16 protein-coding genes are annotated in these 19,394 nt (G+C 70.1%); 13 read left to right on the top strand and 3 right to left on the bottom strand.

Translation table 11 applies throughout. From position 1 onward, the window contains the following. Positions 1–218: 218 nt before the first annotated feature. Positions 219–1,415: a glycine C-acetyltransferase gene (kbl, locus tag JR065_RS19130; RefSeq protein WP_206236027.1), complete on the bottom strand. Its 1,197-nt coding sequence runs from the start codon at positions 1,413–1,415 to the stop codon at positions 219–221. Positions 1,416–1,613: 198 nt separating this feature from the next. Here kbl and JR065_RS19135 point away from each other — a divergent pair, with 198 nt between their 5' ends. From JR065_RS19135 to JR065_RS19155, 5 genes are all read left to right on the top strand, one after another. After that, the gene (locus JR065_RS19135; protein ID WP_241093767.1) at positions 1,614–2,633 is read left to right on the top strand and encodes a sulfate ABC transporter substrate-binding protein; all 1,020 of its coding nucleotides are present in this window, start codon (positions 1,614–1,616) and stop codon (positions 2,631–2,633) included. Between the two features lie 3 nt (positions 2,634–2,636). Then, complete coding sequence (gene cysT, locus JR065_RS19140) at positions 2,637–3,497, top strand: sulfate ABC transporter permease subunit CysT (protein ID WP_206236028.1); 861 nt, start codon at positions 2,637–2,639, stop codon at positions 3,495–3,497. A gap of 1 nt (position 3,498) precedes the next feature. Continuing rightward, complete coding sequence (gene cysW / locus JR065_RS19145; protein WP_206236030.1) at positions 3,499–4,485, top strand: sulfate ABC transporter permease subunit CysW; 987 nt, start codon at positions 3,499–3,501, stop codon at positions 4,483–4,485. A 7-nt stretch (positions 4,486–4,492) separates the two neighbouring features. Further along, positions 4,493–5,539, top strand: a complete 1,047-nt coding sequence (locus JR065_RS19150) for a sulfate/molybdate ABC transporter ATP-binding protein (protein WP_206236032.1) — start codon at positions 4,493–4,495, stop codon at positions 5,537–5,539. Positions 5,540–5,718: 179 nt separating this feature from the next. Then, positions 5,719–6,426: a TorF family putative porin gene (locus tag JR065_RS19155; RefSeq protein ID WP_343237303.1), complete on the top strand. Its 708-nt coding sequence runs from the start codon at positions 5,719–5,721 to the stop codon at positions 6,424–6,426. Positions 6,427–6,494: 68 nt separating this feature from the next. Here the strand turns inward: JR065_RS19155 and tdh are convergent, their stop codons facing one another. Beyond that, positions 6,495–7,529, bottom strand: a complete 1,035-nt coding sequence (tdh, locus tag JR065_RS19160) for an L-threonine 3-dehydrogenase (RefSeq protein WP_206236035.1) — start codon at positions 7,527–7,529, stop codon at positions 6,495–6,497. A 148-nt stretch (positions 7,530–7,677) separates the two neighbouring features. Between tdh and JR065_RS19165 the strand changes: the two genes are divergently transcribed. From JR065_RS19165 to JR065_RS19200, 8 genes are all read left to right on the top strand, one after another. Further along, on the top strand, positions 7,678–9,828 hold the full coding sequence (locus JR065_RS19165; protein ID WP_206236037.1) for a S46 family peptidase: 2,151 nt from the start codon (positions 7,678–7,680) through the stop codon (positions 9,826–9,828). A gap of 165 nt (positions 9,829–9,993) precedes the next feature. Further along, complete coding sequence (locus tag JR065_RS19170; protein ID WP_206236038.1) at positions 9,994–10,638, top strand: histidine phosphatase family protein; 645 nt, start codon at positions 9,994–9,996, stop codon at positions 10,636–10,638. Positions 10,639–11,026: 388 nt separating this feature from the next. After that, positions 11,027–12,286 carry a bifunctional tetrahydrofolate synthase/dihydrofolate synthase gene (gene folC / locus JR065_RS19175; protein ID WP_206236039.1) on the top strand — a complete coding sequence of 420 codons (1,260 nt, stop codon included), beginning with the start codon at positions 11,027–11,029 and terminating at the stop codon, positions 12,284–12,286. 69 nt (positions 12,287–12,355) lie between these two features. Beyond that, positions 12,356–13,381 carry an SPOR domain-containing protein gene (locus tag JR065_RS19180; protein WP_206236041.1) on the top strand — a complete coding sequence of 342 codons (1,026 nt, stop codon included), beginning with the start codon at positions 12,356–12,358 and terminating at the stop codon, positions 13,379–13,381. 55 nt (positions 13,382–13,436) lie between these two features. Continuing rightward, complete coding sequence (locus tag JR065_RS19185) at positions 13,437–14,153, top strand: CvpA family protein (protein ID WP_206236042.1); 717 nt, start codon at positions 13,437–13,439, stop codon at positions 14,151–14,153. 29 nt (positions 14,154–14,182) lie between these two features. Then, positions 14,183–15,649 (top strand): amidophosphoribosyltransferase, encoded by a 1,467-nt coding sequence (gene purF / locus JR065_RS19190; RefSeq protein WP_206236043.1) that lies wholly within the window; start codon positions 14,183–14,185, stop codon positions 15,647–15,649. A 315-nt stretch (positions 15,650–15,964) separates the two neighbouring features. Continuing rightward, on the top strand, positions 15,965–16,771 hold the full coding sequence (locus tag JR065_RS19195; RefSeq protein WP_206236044.1) for a ferritin-like domain-containing protein: 807 nt from the start codon (positions 15,965–15,967) through the stop codon (positions 16,769–16,771). Between the two features lie 332 nt (positions 16,772–17,103). After that, positions 17,104–18,351 carry a zinc-dependent metalloprotease gene (locus JR065_RS19200; protein ID WP_206236045.1) on the top strand — a complete coding sequence of 416 codons (1,248 nt, stop codon included), beginning with the start codon at positions 17,104–17,106 and terminating at the stop codon, positions 18,349–18,351. 162 nt (positions 18,352–18,513) lie between these two features. Here the strand turns inward: JR065_RS19200 and lpxH are convergent, their stop codons facing one another. Next, complete coding sequence (gene lpxH, locus JR065_RS19205) at positions 18,514–19,251, bottom strand: UDP-2,3-diacylglucosamine diphosphatase (RefSeq protein WP_206236046.1); 738 nt, start codon at positions 19,249–19,251, stop codon at positions 18,514–18,516. Between the last annotated feature and the right edge of the window lie 143 nt (positions 19,252–19,394).

Below are 19,394 nucleotides of genomic sequence, written 5' to 3' on the forward strand. Positions count from 1 at the left end.
CCCGGGGGTGATCGCGAGTGCGTTGCAGTTGTGCTTTTCTGTGGGAGGGGCTTCAGCCCCGACGCTATCGGTAAGGCGTCGGGGCTGAAGCCCCTCCTACAGAAGATCGGATTGGCTGGAGCTGCGAAAAGGCGCTTTTCTCCAAAAAGATCGGCTTTTTTTTGTCAAATCGCTTGACAGCGATTTTCGCTCGGACACCATCCTGCGGTCCCCGGTCCTCAGATCACCCCCAGCTCGCGACCGATGCGGGTGAACGCGTCGATCGCACGGTCCAGGTGTTCGCGTGTATGCGCGGCGCTGATCTGGGTGCGGATCCGCGCCTGGCCCTTGGGCACCACCGGGAAGAAGAAGCCGATCGCGTAGATGCCTTCCTCCAGCAGCCGCTCGGCGAACTTCTGCGCCAGCGGCGCGTCGTACAGCATCACCGGGCTGATCGGGTGGGTGCCGGGCTTGATGTCGAAGCCGGCCGCGGTCATGCGCTCGCGGAAGTAGCGGGTGTTGCCGACCAGGCGCTCGCGCAGCTCGCCGGCGGCCTCGAGCATCTCGAAGGCCTTGATCCCGGCGGCGACCACGTGCGGCGGCAGCGAATTGGAGAACAGGTAGGGCCGCGAGCGCTGGCGCAGCAGCTCGATCACCTCGCGCCGGCCGGTGGTGAAGCCGCCGAGCGCGCCGCCCATCGCCTTGCCCAGGGTGCCGGTGAAGATGTCGATCTGGTCCATCACCCCCTTGACCTCGGCCGAGCCGCGGCCGGTGGCGCCGAGGAAGCCGGTGGCATGGCATTCGTCGATGTGCACCAGCGCGCCGTACTTGCGCGCCAGCGCGGTGATCTGGTCCAGCGGGGCGATGAAGCCGTCCATCGAGAACACGCCGTCGCTGGTGATCAGCTTGGTCTTGCAGCCGGCCGCATCGGCGGCCTGCAGTTGCGCCTCCAGGTCGGCCATGTCGCAGTTGGCGTAGCGGAAGCGCTTGGCCTTGCACAGGCGCACGCCGTCGATGATCGAGGCGTGGTTCAGCGCGTCGGAGATGATCGCGTCGGCTTCGCCCAGCAACGGCTCGAACAGGCCGCCGTTGGCGTCGAAGCAGGCGGCGTAGAGGATGGTGTCCTCGGTGCCGAAGAACGCCGCGATGGTCTGCTCCAGCTGCTTGTGCAGGTCCTGGGTGCCGCAGATGAAGCGCACCGAGGCCATGCCGAAGCCGTGCGTGTCCAGCGCGTCCTTGGCCGCCCGGATGATGTCCGGGTGGTCGGCCAGGCCGAGGTAGTTGTTGGCGCAGAAGTTCAGCACGGTGCGGCCGTCGGCCAGCCGGATCTGGGCCGATTGCGGGCCGGTGATGATGCGCTCGGACTTGAACAGGCCCTGCGCGCGGATCGCGTCCAGTTCGTCGGCGTAGTGCTGGGTGAGGCTGGCGTCGGTCATGGCGGCACGCGAAGGCGGAAGAAGCGGAGATTTTAACGTGCCGTGTGCGATGGTCGGCGCGCGTCATGCACAAATGGCATAAGCATCGGCCCGGAAGTCATTTCACCGGGCGCATGCCGCTGCGCAGCATGGCGCTCTGGCCGTCGCCCCCACGGCCGGCGCGCCCGTGCCACCACCCACGCTTCGGAGATCGTCCCCATGCCCAGCCCCCTGCTGCGCCGGTTCCGCCCGCTGCTCGCGCTCGCGCTGCTTGCGCTGGCCGGCGCCGCCGCCGCGCGCGACGTGCAACTGCTCAACGTCTCCTACGATCCCACCCGCGAGCTGTACCGCGACTACAACGCCGCCTTCGCCAAGCACTGGCAGCAGAGCAGCGGCGACACCGTCGCGGTGGAGACCTCGCACGGCGGCTCCGGCAAGCAGGCGCGCTCGGTGATCGACGGGGTCGAGGCCGACGTGGTGACGCTGGCGCTGGCCTACGACGTGGACGCGATCGCCGAGAAGGGCAAGCTGATCGATCCCGGCTGGCAGAAGCGCCTGCCCGACAACAGCGCGCCGTACACCTCGACCATCGTGTTCCTGGTGCGCAAGGGCAACCCGAAGCAGATCAAGGACTGGCCGGACCTGCTGCGCACCGGGGTGGCGGTGATCACCCCGAACCCGAAGACCTCCGGCGGCGCGCGCTGGAACTACCTGGCCGCCTGGGCCTACGCCGACCACATCTTCAAGGGCGACCGCACGCGCATCCTCAACTACATGCGCGCGCTGTTCCGCAACGTGCCGGTGCTCGACACCGGCGCGCGCGGCGCCACCACCACCTTCGTCCAGCGCGGCATCGGCGACGTGCTGCTGGCGTGGGAGAACGAGGCGTTCCTGGCGCGGGAGGAGCTGGGCAAGGACCAGTTCGAGATCGTGGTGCCGAAGCTGTCGATCCTGGCCGAGCCGTCGGTGGCGCTGGTCGACAAGAACGTGGACAAGCACGGCACCCGCGCGGTCGCCGAGGCCTACCTGAAGTACCTGTATTCGCCGGAAGGGCAGAAGATCGCGGCGCGGCACTACTACCGCCCGCGGCATCCGGAATACGCCGATCCGGCCGACATCGCGCGCCTGCCCAAGGTGCAGCTGGTGACCATCGACCGCGCGTTCGGTTCGTGGAACAAGGCCCAGGCCGAGCACTTCGCCGAAGGCGGCCTGTTCGACCAGATCCAGGCGAGCAAGTAGTCCGTGGTGGCGAACGCCCCGGCCGTGGCGCGGCGTCCGTCGCGCCGCAGGGTGATCCCCGGGCTCGGGCTGAGCCTGGGCATCACCCTGGCCTGGCTGAGCCTGGTGGTGCTGATCCCGCTGCTGAGCCTGGTGCTCAAGACCAGCGGCCTGGGCTGGCAGGGGGTGTGGCAGGTGTGGAGCGAGCCGCGGGTGCTGTCGGCGCTGCGGGTGAGCTTCGGCACCGCCTTCGCCGCGGCCGCGTTCAACGCGGTGATGGGCACCTGGGTGGCGTGGGTGTTCGTGCGCTACCGCTTTCCCGGCAAGCGGGTGTTCGACGCGATGATCGATTTGCCGTTCGCGTTGCCGACCGCGGTGGCCGGCATCGCGCTGACCGCGCTGTACGGCGGCAACGGCTGGGTCGGCCGCTGGCTCGAGCCGCTGGGGCTGAAGATCGCCTACACCCAGTTGGGGATCGTGGTGGCGCTGGTGTTCGTCGGGCTGCCGTTCGTGGTGCGGATCGTGCAGCCGGTGCTGGCCGAGGCCGAGCGCGAAGTCGAGGAGGCCGCGGCCACGCTGGGCGCCGGGCGCTGGCAGACCATCGTGCGGGTGGTGCTGCCGCAGCTTTGGCCGGCGGTGCTGACCGGCTTCGCGCTGGCGTTCGCGCGCGGCGTCGGCGAGTACGGGTCGGTGATCTTCATCGCCGGCAACCTGCCCAATGTCACCGAGATCGCGCCGCTTTTGATCACCATCCGCCTGGAGGAGTTCGACTACGGCGGCGCCACCGCGATCGCCGCGGCGATGCTGCTGCTGTCGTTCGTGATGCTGCTGGTGGTCAACGGCCTGCAGGCGCTGCTGGCGCGGCGCGGCCAGGCGGTACGCTGAGATGAGCGATAACCTGTCCTCGCTGACCCTGCCGCTGCCGGAGAACGCGTTGCCCGCATCGCCCGCCGTCCGTCGCCGCCGACACGCCACGGCCACCACCGAGCCGTGGTGGGTGCAGGCGCTGTTGATCCTCGGCGCGCTGGGGTTCCTGCTGGCGTTCCTGTTCCTGCCGCTGCTGCTGGTGTTCGTCGAGGCGCTGCGCAGCGGCCTGGGCGTGTTCTGGCGCGCCATCTCCGACCCGGACGCGCTGGCCGCGATCCGCCTGACCCTGCTGGTCACCGCGATCGTGGTGCCGCTGAACCTGGTGTTCGGCGTCGCCGCGGCGTGGGCGGTGAGCAAGCACCGCTTTCCCGGCAAGCGCATCCTGGTGAGCCTGATCGACCTGCCGTTCTCGGTCTCGCCGGTGGTCGCCGGGCTGGTGTTCATCCTGATCTTCGGCCGGCCCGGCTGGGCCTGGCCGCTGATCGACGAAGGCGTGCGCGTGCACCTGCCACTGCTGGGCAGGGTGCTGCTGCAGCTGCCGGAGACCGTGCTGGTGCAGCTGCCGAAGATCGTGTTCGCGGTGCCGGGCATCGTGCTGGCGACCACCTTCGTCACCTTCCCGTTCATCGCCCGCGAGCTGATGCCGCTGATGGAGCAGCAGGGCAACGACGAGGAGCTGGCGGCGCTGAGCCTGGGCGCCAGCGGCTGGCAGATGTTCTGGCGGGTGACGATGCCCAACATCCGCTGGGGCCTGCTGTACGGCGTGCTGCTGTGCAGCGCGCGGGCGATGGGCGAGTTCGGCGCGGTGTCGGTGGTGTCCGGGCATATCCGCGGCCGCACCAACACCCTGCCGCTGCATGTGGAGATCCTCTACAACGAATACGCCTACAGCGCCGCGTTCGCCTGCGCCTGCCTGCTGGCGCTGACCGCGCTGCTGACCCTGGCGCTGAAGTCCTACCTGGAATGGCGGCACGGCGAATCGCTGGCCGCCAACCACCGACACTGAGGCTGCGATGACCATCCGTGTGCAGAACCTGGGCAAGCGCTTCGAGGGCTTCGCCGCGCTCGACGACATCAGCCTGGACATCCGCAAGGGCGAGCTGCTGGCGCTGCTCGGCCCGTCCGGCTCGGGCAAGACCACGCTGCTGCGCGTGATCGCCGGGCTGGAGCATGCCGACGCCGGGCGCGTGCTGATCGACGGCGAGGACGCGACCGGGCTACCGGTGCAGTCGCGGCGGGTCGGCTTCGTGTTCCAGCACTACGCGCTGTTCCGGCACATGACCGTGCGCGACAACGTCGCCTTCGGCCTGCGCGTGCGCCGCGGCGCCGAGCGCTGGGCCGAAGCGCGGATCCGCGAGCGGGTCGCCGAGCTGCTGGCGCTGGTGCAACTGGACGGCCTGGAGGCGCGCTACCCGACCCAACTGTCCGGCGGCCAGCGCCAGCGCGTGGCGCTGGCGCGCGCGCTGGCGATCGAGCCGCGGGTGCTGCTGCTGGACGAACCGTTCGGCGCGCTGGACGCGCAGGTACGCCGCGACCTGCGCCGCTGGCTGCGCGATCTGCACGACCGCACCGGGCTGACCACGGTGTTCGTCACCCACGACCAGGAAGAGGCGCTGGAGCTGGCCGACCGGGTGGCGATCCTCAATCGCGGGCGCATCGAGCAGCTCGGCAGCCCGGCCGATGTCTACGAACGCCCGGTGTCGCCGTTCGTCTACGGCTTCGTCGGCGCGGTCAACCGGCTGCCGGCGCAACTGCGCGACGGCAAGCTGCAGGTGGCCGGGCTGGCGCTGCCGGCACCGGACACGCCGCTCGCCGCCGGCGCGGTCGATCTGTACGTGCGCCCGGAAGACCTGGCGCCCGACGAGGCCGGCTGGCCGGCGACGGTGCTGTCGACGCAGCGCAGCGGTTCGCGGCTGCGGCTGCGCGCACGGCTGACCGGGGGCGAGGACGAGGTGGAGGTGGAGCTGCCGGCAGGCGAGGGCACGCCGCGCTACGAACCGGGACAGGCGCTGCGGCTGAACGCGCGGCGCTTCGGCCTGTTCCGCGCCGCGCCGGGTTGAGTCCGGCGCGACCGGCGAACGGACCGGCGGTAGACAAACGCGGGCCGGCAGCGGACACGCGGCAGACAGTCACGCGCGAAAGTGTTGCACTGCAAGAACAAAACGGTTAAAAAACTGTGAAGGCAATGGCGGGCACCGCACATTGCCGGTGTCTTGCCCCCCACACAGGAGATTCGCCGGTGAACAAGATCAAGCTTGGTTATGCCCTGGCCGTTGCCTTGACCGCGCTGCCGCTGAGCGCCCTTGCCCAGGACGAGGAAGCCTCGTCGCCGTTCTCCGCCTCCTTCGGCGTGACCAGCGACTACGTGTTCCGCGGCGTGTCGCAGACCGACGAGGAACCGGCGTTCCAGGCCGGCGTCACCTACACCTCGCCGATCGGGCTGTATGTCGGCGTGTGGGGCTCCAACGTCGATTTCGGCCCCGGCGACCCGGACTGGGAAGTGGACGGCTTCATCGGCTACGGCGTCGACTTCGCCGAGAACTGGAACTTCGACGTGATGATCAACCGCTACGGCTATCCCGGCGCGGGCGCGGCGAACTACAACGAGCTGATCACCAAGACCACGTTCCTGGACACCTACGCGCTGACCGTGGCCTACACCGACGACGTCTACGGCCTGGACGAGGACAGCTTCTACTACGCGCTCGACGGGAACTGGGCGCTGCCGCAGGACTTCAGCATCGGCGCGCACGTCGGCCGCACCACCTATGCCAGCGCGCTGCCCGAATGGCAGGACTACACCGACTACAGCGTCACCGTCGGCAAGAGCTTCGGCCCGCTGGGCCTGACCGTGGGCTACTACGACACCGACGACAAGGGCACGCAGAACTTCGGTGAGAAGCTGGCCGACCACCGCGTCGCGGTTTCGGCGACGGTCAGCTTCTGAGCGCCCGCGCCGGAACATGAAAAAAGGCGCCGCAAGGCGCCTTTTTTTCGGGCTGATCCGGGTGCCGGTCAGTACCAGCTCAGCACCACCTTGCCGGCCTTGCCTTCCTCCATCAGGTCGAAGCCCTTCTGGAACTCGTCGATCGGCAACTGGTGGGTGAGCACCTTGCCGAGCGGGAAGCCGGACAGCACCAGCTGGGTCATCTTGTACCAGGTCTCGTACATCTTGCGGCCGTAGATGCCCTGCACGGTCAGGCCCTTGAAGATGATCTTGTCCCAGTCCGCGCCGGCGCCGCGCGGCATGATGCCGAGCATGGCGATCTTGCCGCCGTGGTACATGCAGTCGAGCATGTCGTTGAAGGCGCGCGGGTTGCCGCTCATCTCCAGGCCCACGTCGAAGCCCTCCATGTGCAGGTCGGCCATGACCTCCTTGAGCGGGGTGTTGCCGACGTTGACCACGCGGGTGGCGCCCATGTCGGCGGCGAGCTTGAGGCGGAAATCGTTGACGTCGGTGACCACCACGTTGCGCGCGCCGATGTGCTTGCAGATGCCGGCGGCGATGATGCCGATCGGGCCGGCGCCGGTGATCAGCACGTCCTCGCCGATCACGTCGAATTCCAGCGCGCAGTGCGCGGCATTGCCGTACGGGTCGAAGAACGCGGCCAGCTCCGACGGGATCTGGTCCGGGATCGGCCACAGGTTGCTGGCCGGCATCACGATGTACTCGGCGAAGGCGCCGTCGCGGTTCACGCCGATGCCCACGGTGTGCGGGCACAGGTGCGGCCGGCCGCCGCGGCAGTTGCGGCAATGGCCGCAGACGATGTGGCCTTCGGCGGACACGCGCTGGCCCACGTCGTAGCCGGTGACGCCGGTGCCCAGCTCGGCGATGCGGCCGACGAACTCGTGGCCGATGGTCAGGCCCGGGCGGATGGTGCGCTGGCTCCAGTCGTCCCACAGGTAGATATGCAGGTCGGTACCGCAGATCGCGGTCTTCTCGACCTTGATCAGCACCTCGTTGGGACCGGGCTGCGGCACCGGTACCTGTTCCAGCCAGATGCCCTTGGCCGCTTCGCGCTTGACCAGCGCCTTCATTGTTTGCGCCATGGCGGTGCAAGACTCGCAAGTTGAGAGGGCGCGAAGTATAAGCCCGCGCCGGGCGCGGCCATGTTGCGGCGCGCGTGCGCCCATTGGTCGCGACGGCGAGCTTTGTTACAGTCGTTACTATCTAACGTTCGCCACCAAGGACCGCCCGATGCGCCTGAACCTGCTCGCCGCCGCCATGCTCGCCAGCCTGGCCTGGATCCCGACCGCCCACGCCGGGGAAGGCATGTGGGTGCCGCAGCAGCTGCCGGACATCGCCGGGCCCTTGCAGCAGGCCGGGCTGAAGCTGTCGCCGCAGCAACTGGCCGACCTGACCGGCGACCCGATGGGCGCGGTGGTGTCGCTGGGCGGCTGCACCGCCAGCTTCGTGTCGCCGCAGGGGCTGGTGGTCACCAACCACCACTGCGCCTACGGCGCGATCCAGCTCAATTCCACCCCGCAGAAGAACCTGATCCGCGACGGCTTCAACGCCGCCAGCCCCGGCGCGGAACTGAGCGCCGGGCCAAACGCGCGCATCTACGTGCTCGACCGCATCACCGACGTCACCGAGCAGGCGCGGGCGGCGATGGCCGCCGCCGGCGGCGATGCGCTGGAGCGCACGCTGGCGCTGGAAGCCTTCGACAAGGCCCAGGTGGCGGCCTGCGAGGCCGAGGCCGGCTACCGCTGCCATCTGTACAGCTTCGCCGGCGGCAACAGCTATCGCTTGTTCCGCACCCTGGAGATCCGCGACGTGCGCCTGGCCTATGCGCCGCCGTCGGGCATCGGCAAGTTCGGCGGCGACGTCGACAACTGGATGTGGCCGCGCCATACCGGCGACTTCTCGTTCTACCGCGCCTACGTCGGCAAGGACGGCAAGCCGGCCGCCTACGCCAAGGACAACGTGCCGTACCAGCCCAGGCACTTCCTGAAGTTCGCCGACCAGGCGCTGGGCGCGGGCGATTTCGTGATGGTCGCCGGCTATCCCGGGCGCACCAACCGCTACGCACTGGCCTCGGAGTTCGATGCCACCGCGAACTGGGCGTACCCGGTCGGCGCGCGCCACTACCGCAACCTGATCCGGCTGGTCGAGCAGGCCGGGCAGAAGGACCCGGACATCCAGGTCAAGTACGCCGCGACGATGGCCAGCTGGAACAACGTGGCCAAGAACTACGAAGGCCAGCTGGAGGGCTTCCGGCGCATCGATGCGGCCGCGCAGAAGCAGTCCGAGGAACGCGAGGTGCTGGCGTGGCTGAAACGGCAGGGCCGCAGCGGCCGCGCCGCGTTGCAGGCGCACGAACAGCTGTTGGCGCTGGGGCGCCAGGCGCAGGCGACCCGCGACCGCGACCTGGTGCTCGGCCAGCTGCGCCGCACCGGCAGCTTGGGCGCGGCGCTGTCGCTGTACCGGCTGGCGATCGAGCGCGCCAAGCCGGACGCCGAGCGCGAGTCGGGCTACCAGGACCGCGACCTGCCGTCGATCGAGGGCGCGCTGAAGCAGATGGAGCGCCGCTATGCGGCTTCGATGGACAGCCAGCTGCAGCGCTACTGGCTGGACGAGTACCTGAAGCTGCCGGCGGCGCAGCGCCTGCCGGCGCTGGACCAGTGGCTGGGCGGCGACGCGCAGGCGGCGGTGGCCAAACTGGCCGGTACCCGCCTGGGCAGCACCGAGGAACGGCTGAAGTGGCTGCAGGCCGACCGCGCCGCGTTCGAGTCCAGCGACGATCCTGCGATCCGCTACGCGGTCGCGCTGATGCCGACCCTGTTGCAGCTGGAGCGCGAGCAGAAGCGCCGCGACGGCGAGGACCTGCTGGCGCGGCCGCGGTTCCTGCAGGCGCTGGCCGACTACAAGCGCAGCCAGGGCGAGTCGGTGTATCCGGACGCCAACTCGTCGCTGCGCATCACCTTCGGCAACGTCAAGGGCTATGCGCCGAAGGACGGGGTGGCCTATACCCCGTTCACCACGCTGGAAGGCGTGCTGGCCAAGGACACCGGCGCCGATCCGTTCGATTCGCCCAAGGCGCTGCTCGACGCGGCCCGGGCCAAGCGCTACGGCGGACTGGAGGACCGGCGGCTGGGCTCGGTGCCGGTCAACTTCCTGTCCGACCTGGACATCACCGGCGGCAACTCCGGCTCGCCGGTGCTCGATGCGCACGGCAAGCTGGTCGGCCTGGCGTTCGACGGCAACTGGGAGTCGGTGAGCTCGAACTGGGTGTTCGATCCGGCCATGACCCGGATGATCGCGGTCGATGGGCGCTACATGCGCTGGATCATGCAGGAGGTGGCGCCGGCGCCGCAGCTGCTGAAGGAGCTGGATCTGGCCCCGTAAGCCGGTAGCGCAACCCGGCCGGCCGCCTTGCGCGCTGTACGGCGCCCATGCGCCGGCACGGCCGCGCGCGGTTCAGGGTTTGCTGCGCTGCGGAGCGGGTATCATGCCGCTCCCCCGTTTTCGGCTCGCCGGCTGCCGGGGCCTCCCCCAATGGAATCCCGCTGCATGCGCATCCTGCTTGCTCGTCACGGCGAAACGCCGTGGAACGCCGAAGGCCGCTATCAGGGCCAGATCGACATCCCGCTTTCGCCGGTGGGCGAGTCCCAGGCCCTGGCGCTGGGCGAGCGCCTGAAGCACGTGGCCCTGGCCCGCGCCGTCGCGTCGCCGCTGGCGCGCGCGCAGAGCACCGCGCGGCACGCGCTGGGCGAGGCGCGCGCGGCGATGCTGCTCACCGATCCGGACCTGCAGGAAATCGCCCATGGCGAATGGGAAGGCCTGCTCGCCAGCGAGATCAACGACAAGGATCCGGCGCGGCTGCGCGCCTGGCGCGAGGAGCCGGACACGGTGCTGATGCCCGGCGGCGAGTCGCTGCGCCAGGTGCTGGACCGCTCCTGGCGCGGCCTGACCCGCGCCGCCGAAGGGCTGGGCGAGGACGACACCTTGCTGGTGGTCGCGCACGACGCGGTCAACCGGGTGATCCTGTGCCGGGTGCTCGGGTTGCCGATCGCCAAGCTGTGGAGCTTCCGCCAGGCGCCGACCACGCTGAACCTGCTCGAAGGCCCGGACATGGATCACCTGGAAGTGGTGCGGCTGAACGACTGCGCGCACCACACGCCGTTCTTCGGCGAGGCCAAGCACCGGGCGTTGTAGGACTCTCCAGGTCCTCACGCCATGATTCGCTGACGCGATGCAAAACCACATTCAAGTGCTTTCGCGCTTGACGCGCGAGTCGCTTTTCTTTGCTTGTGCAAGGAAGGCTCTACAGCGGCCGGAGGCTGATCAAAGTAACCCAAAGAAAGCACACCCGGGCGGCGCGCCCTGCGCGCTGCGCGCTCCGGGTGCGCAAGCCGACCGGACATTTTTCGCCGGCACATCCATGCCGGCGAAAAACGGCGCGCATCGTGCGCGCCGCCCCTTCTGGGTTTTCGTCCGATCGGCTTGCCGTGCCTCACGGGACCCGTAGAAGCCAACGCGAATGCAAAGCGCGCTCCTGGCGGTTCAAGCGCTGCCGGGGCATCACCCGAGTCGAGTCGAACGCATGAAAACCCTTCCCGAATGGCTCGCCCACATCGAGCAGCAGCATCCCAGCGCCATCGCGATGGGCCTGGAGCGCGTGCGCGCCGTGGCCGGGCGCATGGGGCTGGGACGGCCGGCGAAGAAGGTCGTCACCGTCGGCGGCACCAACGGCAAGGGCTCGACCGTCGCCTTCGTCGAGGCGATCGCGCGCGCCGGCGGCTGGTCGGTGGGCACGTACACCTCGCCGCACCTGCTGCGCTACAACGAGCGCGTGCGCATCGACGGGCAGGAGGCCGGCGATGCGCAACTGGTGGCCGGCTTCGAGGCGGTGGAGACCGCGCGCGGACAGACGCCGCTGACCTATTTCGAATACGGCACGCTGGCGGCGTTGTGGCTGTTCCAGCAGGCCCGACTGGACCTGGCGGTGCTCGAGGTGGGCCTGGGCGGACGCCTGGACGCGGTCAACCTGGTCGATGCGGACGTGGCGGTGATCACCACCGTCGACATCGACCATACCGAATGGCTCGGCGCGGACCGCGAGGCCATCGGCGAGGAAAAGGCCGGCATCGCCAGGGCCTGGAAGCCGCTGGTGCTCGGCGAGATCGACCCGCCGTCGAGCGTGCTGCGCCGCGCCTACGCGATCGGCGCCAACGCGATCCGCGCCGGCAGCGACTTCTTCCATGAACCCATCGACGAGGCGCACTGGCGCTGGCGCGACGTCGGCACCCGACTGGAGCTGCCGTACCCGCAGTTGCGCGCGCCGGTGCAGCGGGCCAACGCCGCCACGGCGATCGCCGCGCTGCGCGCGTTGCGCACGCCCTTGCCGCGCGCCGCCTACGCCGACGGCGTGGCCCGCGCGCAGCTGGCAGGGCGCCTGCAGACCTTCGCCCGCGGCGGCGTGGAGGTGGTGGTGGACGTCGCCCACAACCCGCAGGCCGCGCGCGAACTGGCGGCGTGGCTGCAGGCGCAGCCCGGCAGCGGCGCCACCGTCGCGGTGTTCGCGGCGCTGGCCGACAAGGACGCGCCCGGCGTGGTCCAGGCGCTCGCCGCGCAGGTCGATCGCTGGCAGCTGGCCGGCCTGCAAGGCGCGCGCGGACAGAGCGCCGCCGCGTTGCAGGCGCGCCTGCACGGCACCGCCGCCGCGCAGGCGGCGCTGGCCGACAGCGTGGCGCAGGCGCTGCAGCAGGCGCTGGCGCAGGCGCGCGACGGCGACCGAGTGCTGGTGTTCGGTTCGTTCCACACCGTGGCCGAGGCGCTGCACTGGCTGCATTCAGCCGCTTGACCCGCCGCGGGGCGGCCCCACCTTATAATCGCCGCGGCGCTCCGCCATGCCGCCTCCCCAAAGCTTTCCGTGGATACTGCCCTGAAACAGCGACTGATCGGCGCCATCGTCCTGGTAGCGCTCGCCGTGATCTTCCTGCCGATGCTGGTCAAGGGCCCTGCGCCCGACAGCGGTGTGGCCAACGTGCCGCTGAAGGCGCCCGCCGCGCCTGGCGACGGCCAATTCGAAACCCGCGAGCTGCCGCTGGTCACGCCTGGCGATGCGCCCAGCGGCGGTGCCGTGGGCATGGCCGGGCCGCCGGCCCCGGTGCAGGACAACCCCGACGCGGCCGACCTGGCCGCGCCGGCCGCCGCCGGCCAGGCGGCCCAGCCGCTGCCGCCGGCCGTGGCGGCCGGCAACTACGCGGTCAACTTCGGCGCCTATGCCACCGCCGCCGACGCCGATGCGGTGATCGCGCGGCTCAAGCAGGCGCAGCTGCCGGGCTTCCGCGAGAGCGCCACGATCGGCGGCCGCCAGGCCTGGCGGGTGCGCATCGGGCCGTATGCCGACCGCGCCCAGGCCGAATCGGTGCGCCTGCAGGCGGTCAAGGTGCGCAACGACGTCAACGCCCAGGTCGTGACCCTGGACGCGCCGAGTTCAGCGGTGGCCGCACCGGCGGCCTCGACCGTCGCCACGCCGGCGCCGGCCGCCTCCGCCACCCGTACCGAGACGCTGCCGCCGGAGCCGGCCAAACCGGTCGCCGCCGCCAAGCCGGCGACTCCGCCGCCGGCGCCGAAGCCGGAACCGGCCAAGCCGGCGGCGCAGGCCCCGGTCGCGGCCAGGCCCGCGCCCACCGCGCCGTCGATCCCGGCCGCCAGCGGCACCGGCTTCGCCGTGCAGCTGGGCGCCTTCGGCAAGGCCGACGACGCCAACGCGCTGCGCGACAAGGTGCGCGCGGCCGGCTTCAGCGCCTTCGTCGAGCAGGTGCGTACCGACAAGGGCGCATTGAGCCGCGTGCGCGTGGGCCCGGTCGCCAGCAAGGCCGAGGCCGAGCAGCTGCGCGCGCAGGTCGCGTCCAAGGTCGGCATCAGCGGCATGGTGCGACCGCACCCTTGAACCGGCATCGCCCCGCGCGCCGACGCCGCGCTGCGCCCGCACCCGGCGCACGCGCATGATCGACCTGGTCCTGCTCGCGGTGATCCTGGTCTCCGCGCTGCTCGGGCTGCTGCGCGGCTTCGTCGGCATCGTGGTCGGCACCTTGTCCTGGCTGCTCGCCGGCTGGGCCAGTTTCCGCTTCGGCGGGCAGGCCGGGCGCTGGCTGGCCGACGGCGCCGAGCCCAGCCTGACCCAGTACCTGGGCGGTTATGCGTTGACCTTCGTGGCGGTGATGCTGGTGGTCGGGGTGATCGGCATGCTGATCCGCTCGGCGGTGAAGGCGACCCAGCTGACAGGCACCGACCGCGCGCTGGGCTTCGGCCTGGGCCTGCTGCGCGGCGGCCTGATCGCCTGCGTGCTGGTGCTGTTGATGGGCTTCACCCCGCTGACCCGCGAGCCGGGCTGGCGCGAGTCGCTGCTGTTGCCGTTGCTGCAGCCCGGGACCGACTGGATGCGCGCGCACGTGCCGGACTGGTCGATGCCGCAGCTGAACCTGCCGGCGATGGATTTGGGCAAGCCGGCCGAAGCAGGCGATAATGCCGCGGTGGACCAGGCCCCGCCGGCGCCGGGACTGCAGCAGGCGCTGTCGCGCGCATTGGGCGCGGGCGCCGCGGCGCCACGCCAGCCGGCCGAAGCCTTGCCTCCCAACATCGATCCGGCGCAGACGCGTTCCGGAGATCCCGATCCCGCGCGGGACGGTCCCCACGGCCAGGCACGGCCACCTTCACAATAGCGGCGCAGGTCGTCGCGGAGAGCGCTCAAATGTGTGGCATCGTCGGAATCGTCGGCAACCAGAACGTGGCCGGACAGCTCTATGACGGCCTGACCGTCCTTCAGCACCGCGGCCAGGACGCCGCCGGCATCGCCACCGCGGACGGCACCCGGCTGCGCGTGCAGAAGGCCAACGGGCTGGTCCGCGACGTGTTCGACTCGCGCAAGATGGCGGTGCTCGAAGGCCGCGTGGGCATCGCCCATTGCCGCTATCCCACCGCCGGCTCGGAGGGCATGGACGAGGCGCAGCCGTTCTACGTGAACTCGCCGTACGGCATCGCGCTGGCGCACAACGGCAACCTGATCAACACCGAGGTGCTGCGCCAGCAGGTGTTCGAGGCCGATCGCCGCAACATCAACACCGAGTCCGACAGCGAAGTGCTGCTGAACATCTTCGCCTACGAGCTGGATGCGCAGCGCACGTTGAGCCCGGAGGCGGCGATCCGCGCGGTGGCCGGCGTGCACCGCCGCTGCAAGGGCGGCTATGCGGTGGTCAGCGTGGTGCTGGGCCTGGGCCTGGTGGCGTTCCGCGATCCGCACGGGATCCGTCCGCTGGTGCTGGGCAAGCGCGACCATGCCGAGGGCAGCGAGTACATCGTGGCATCGGAGTCGGCGGCGCTGGACATCCTCGGCTACCAGCGGGTGCGCGACGTGCGTCCCGGCGAAGCGCTGGTGATCACCGCGCGCGGCGAGCTGTTCTCGGAGATCTGCGCCGAGCCGGCCGAGCACACCCCGTGCATCTTCGAGTACGTGTATTTCGCCCGCCCCGACTCGATGATCGACAACGTGTCGGTGCACAAGGCGCGCATGCGCATGGGCGTGAAGCTGGGCGAGAAGATCCTGCGCCTGCGCCCGGACCACGACATCGACACCATCATCCCGATTCCCGACACCTCGCGCGACGCGGCGCTGGAAATCTCCAACGTGCTCGGGGTGAAGTACCGCGAGGGCTTCATCAAGAACCGCTACGTCGGCCGTACCTTCATCATGCCCGGGCAGAGCGAGCGGGTGAAGTCGGTGCGCCGCAAGCTCAACCCGATCCACCTGGAATTCCGCAACCGCGTGGTGCTGCTGGTCGACGACTCGATCGTGCGCGGCACCACCAGCCAGCAGATCGTGCAGATGGCGCGCGACGCCGGCGCGCGCAAGGTGTACCTGGCCAGCGCCGCGCCGCCGGTGCGCTTCCCGAACATCTACGGCATCGACATGCCGGCGCCGGAAGAGCTGATCGCGCACGAGCGCAGCATCGAGGAAGTGGAGAAGTTCCTCGGCTGCGACTGGCTGATCTACCAGGACCTGGAAGACCTCGAGGCCGCGGTGCGCGAGGGCAACGCCGAGCTCAAGCGCTTCGACTCCTCGTGCTTCAACGGCGACTACACCACCGGCATCGAACCGGGCTATTTCGAACGCATCCAGCAGCTGCGTTCGGACGAGGCGAAGAAGAAGCGCCGCGCCTGATCGGCGTGGCGGCGCACGGCGCAGGCGCCTGGGGCGTTTGCGCCGATCGGTCTGCACGCGGGCGGACCTGTGGCGGGCGACTTCGATCGCGACGGAACTGCGATGAGCGCCGGCTGGCACCTGTGCCACGCGAGTGGCTCCCGCGAGTAACGCCACCCGGATGCACGCTGTTCCAGCGCCGCCTGGGCGCGCACACGCCCGACGACGTTCTGCCGCGGCGATCGGGCGGCGCGGGCGTTCGACCGGACCCGGGCACGTCGGCGCAGGTAACATCGTTGCCCCCGCGCAACATCCGCACGACGAGGAAAGCACCGCATGACCGTGGACCTGTTCGAGGCCGCACGCGCCTGCCTGGACGCGGCCGATCCCGCCGCCAAGGTCGCATCGACGCAGCGCCACGCGCAGGCCTATGCGCGCGGCGAGTTGCCGCTGCCTGTCGCCGCCCCGACGCCGTTGCCGATCGGCATGCCGGGACGGCCGCCGCGTCCGCGGCTGGTGCATCCGCGCGAACTGCCGCGGCGCGGGCTGGGCAGTGCCGAAGGTCGCGCCGCGTTCGTCCACGCGATTGCGCACATCGAGCTCAATGCGATCGATCTGGCCTGGGACGCGGTGTACCGCTTCCGCGGGTTGCCGGATGCGTTCTACGCCGACTGGGTCGCGGTGGCCGACGACGAGTCGCGCCATTTCGTGCTGCTGCGCGACCGCCTGCGCGAACTGGGCCACGAGTACGGCGATTTCGATGCGCACAACGGCCTGTGGGAGATGTGCGAGAAGACCGCGCACGATGGCCTGGCGCGCATGGCGCTGGTGCCGCGGGTGCTGGAGGCGCGCGGGCTGGACGTCACCCCGGGGATGATCGCCAAGCTGCGATCGCTCGGCGACGACGCCACCGCCGATATCCTGGAACTCATCCTGCGCGAGGAGGTGGCGCATGTCGCCGCCGGTTCGCGCTGGTATCGCTGGTACTGCGCGCGCGCCGGCATCGAGCCGCGCGCGCGCTTCGCCGAGCTGCTGCGCGAATACGCTGGCGGCTACCTGCACGGTCCGTTCAACCTGCAGGCGCGGCTGCTCGCCGGTTTCGACGAGGACGAACTGCTGGCGCTGCAGCGGCAGGCCACCTGACGGCGCGCATCGGTGGCGGCATCGGTGACGAGCGGGTGGCGATGCGGCAGGAAGGGTGCCGCTCGCGCGGCGGACTGATCTGATCCGAGCAGCGGCGTGCCGTCCATGGCGATATGCAGTCGCGGGCCGCGCAGTGCGCGTTCTGGCGGACCACGGCGACGGCGCACGGCTGGATGGCGGTCACATCCGGCCAGGAATGCTCATCTCTTAGTTGCACATGAATGCAACTTGAAGCTTGCGCCCGGCACGGGGCACGCGGCTAATCGAAGCTTCCGGCGCCCCCGCGCCGGGACGCTACGCCTCCTTCCGCTTTCCACCCCTGGGAGTACGCCATGACTTCGAAGTCGATGTGCTGCGTTACCGCGATGATCGCCCTGTGCGCCGCCGGGACGGCCAGCGCCGCCGGAAAACCCCTGTTCCAGAGCAGTCAGTACGTGTCCAAGGCCGTTGCGGGCGAGCCGGCGCTGACCCGGCTGCTGGCCAACCCGGCCACCAGCGCGGTGCAGCGCGTGCAGGTCGACGCCGCCGCGGTCGACGGCACGCAGCGACAGCTGGAGCTGGAACTGCTCGGCCAGCGCGTCACCGCCACGCTGTTGAAGACCGAGCAGCTCGAAGGCGGCAACAGCATCTGGTACGGCAACCTCGGCGCCGCCGCCACCGCGCGCGGCCGCACCCTGTCCGGCCTGGACCCGTTGAACTCGGCCATCCTGGTGCGCAGCGGCGACACCGTCACCGGCACCATCCGCAGCAACGGCCGCCTGTTCCACCTGCGTCCCATCAGCGGCGGCCACGCGCTGGTCGAAGTCGACGAGCGTCGCCTGCCCGCGGACCATCCGGCCGACTACGGGCTGCTGCCGACCATCCAGATGCCGCAGTCGCTGATCGACGAGCGCGTCGGCACCGCGGGCGCGTCCGCCGGACCCACCGCGACGATCCGCGTGCTGGTGGTGGCCACCAACCAGGCGGTCAGCGGCTACGGCGGCAACATGCAGTCGCTGGTGCAACTGGCGGTGGCCGAATCCAACCAGGGCTATGTCAACAGCAACGTCGGCATCAATCTGGTGCTGGCCGGCTACAGCACCACCAGCTACGCCGAGTCGGGCAACTTCACCACCGATCTGAATCGGTTCCGCGGCACCAGCGACGGCTACATGGACGCCATCCACACCACGCGCAACAGCGTGGCGGCCGACGTCGGCGTGCTGGTGATCGACAACAGCAGCTATTGCGGGCTGGCCTCGGGCATCGGTTCCACCGCCGCCACCGCCTTCGCCGCGGTGTACTGGGACTGCGCGACCGGCTATTACAGCTTCGCCCACGAGATCGGCCACCTGCAGAGCGCGCGCCACGATCTGGCCACCGACCCGAGCACCTCGCCGTATCCCTACGGCCATGGCTACCGCTACGGCAACAGCTGGCGCACGATCATGGCCTACAACTGCAGCAGCAACTGCCCGCGCCTGAACTACTGGTCCAACCCGAACATTTCCTACGGCGGCGTGCCGATGGGCAATGCGAGCACGGCCGACAACCAGCGCGTGCTGGTCAACACCAAGGCCACCATCGCCGGCTTCCGCTGAGCCGCCGCACCGCGTGCCGCCGTTCGCGCCCGGCAGTCGCAGGCATGGAACGGCGGCATGCGCCAGGCATGTGGACGCGCTACGCGATGCGGCTTTCTGGGCGTCGTTGCAGGACGTGCCTCGCGCGCCGGCGGTGCGCGAATGCGCTCTCGTTGCAGGGCGCTACAGCTGCTGCAGCGCGCAACCGTCCGCGTCCACGCGCAGCACCGAACCCTGTTCGTACCAGTCGCCGAGCACGATGCGGGTGCAGGCGCGGCCGTCCACGTCCAGCGCGTGCACCGCGGGACGATGGGTATGGCCGTGGATCATGCGCTCCACGCCGAAGCGGGTGAACGTGGCGAGCACCTCGTCCGGCGCCACGTCGGTGACGGTTTCGAACTGCGCGCGGTCGCCGTGCTTGAGCTCGGCCTGGCGCGCCTGGCTGGCAGCGCGCGCCTGTTGCGCATAGGCGATGCGCGCGGCCAGCGGCTGCGCCAGGAACTGCTGCTGGAAGGCCGGGTCGCGGGTCTGCGCGCGGAACGCCTGGTAGGCGGTGTCGTCGGTGCACAGCAGGTCGCCGTGCAGCAGCAGGGTGGGGCGCCCGTACAGGTCGATCAGACACGGGTCGGGCAGCAGCCGGAAGCCGGCACGCCGCGCATAGTCGGCGCCGAGCAGGAAATCGCGGTTGCCGTGCATGAAGTACGCCGGCACGCCGCCGCCGGCGAGCGCATGCAGTTCGGCGGCGACCGCATCGGCGGCGGGCGACGGGGTGTCGTCGCCGATCCACGCTTCGAACAGGTCGCCGAGGATGTACAGCGCCTCGGCGTCGCGCGCCTCGCCGCGCAGGAAGCCGAGGAACAGCTCGGTGATCGCCGGCCGGGCCGGATCCAGGTGCAGGTCGGAGATGAACAGCGTGGTCATGGGGTTATTGTAGAGCCGGGATCGGGGACTCGGGACCGGGGACTCGGGACTCGGGACTCGGGATTTTCGCAAGTTCGCCGCATTTATGCTGTTCTGTAGGAGGGGCTTCAGCCCCGACGTCTTACCGGTAGAGCGTCGGGGCT

Source organism: Xanthomonas sp., assembly GCF_017163755.1.
In the GTDB taxonomy this organism is placed as follows: Bacteria; Pseudomonadota; Gammaproteobacteria; order Xanthomonadales; family Xanthomonadaceae; genus Xanthomonas_A.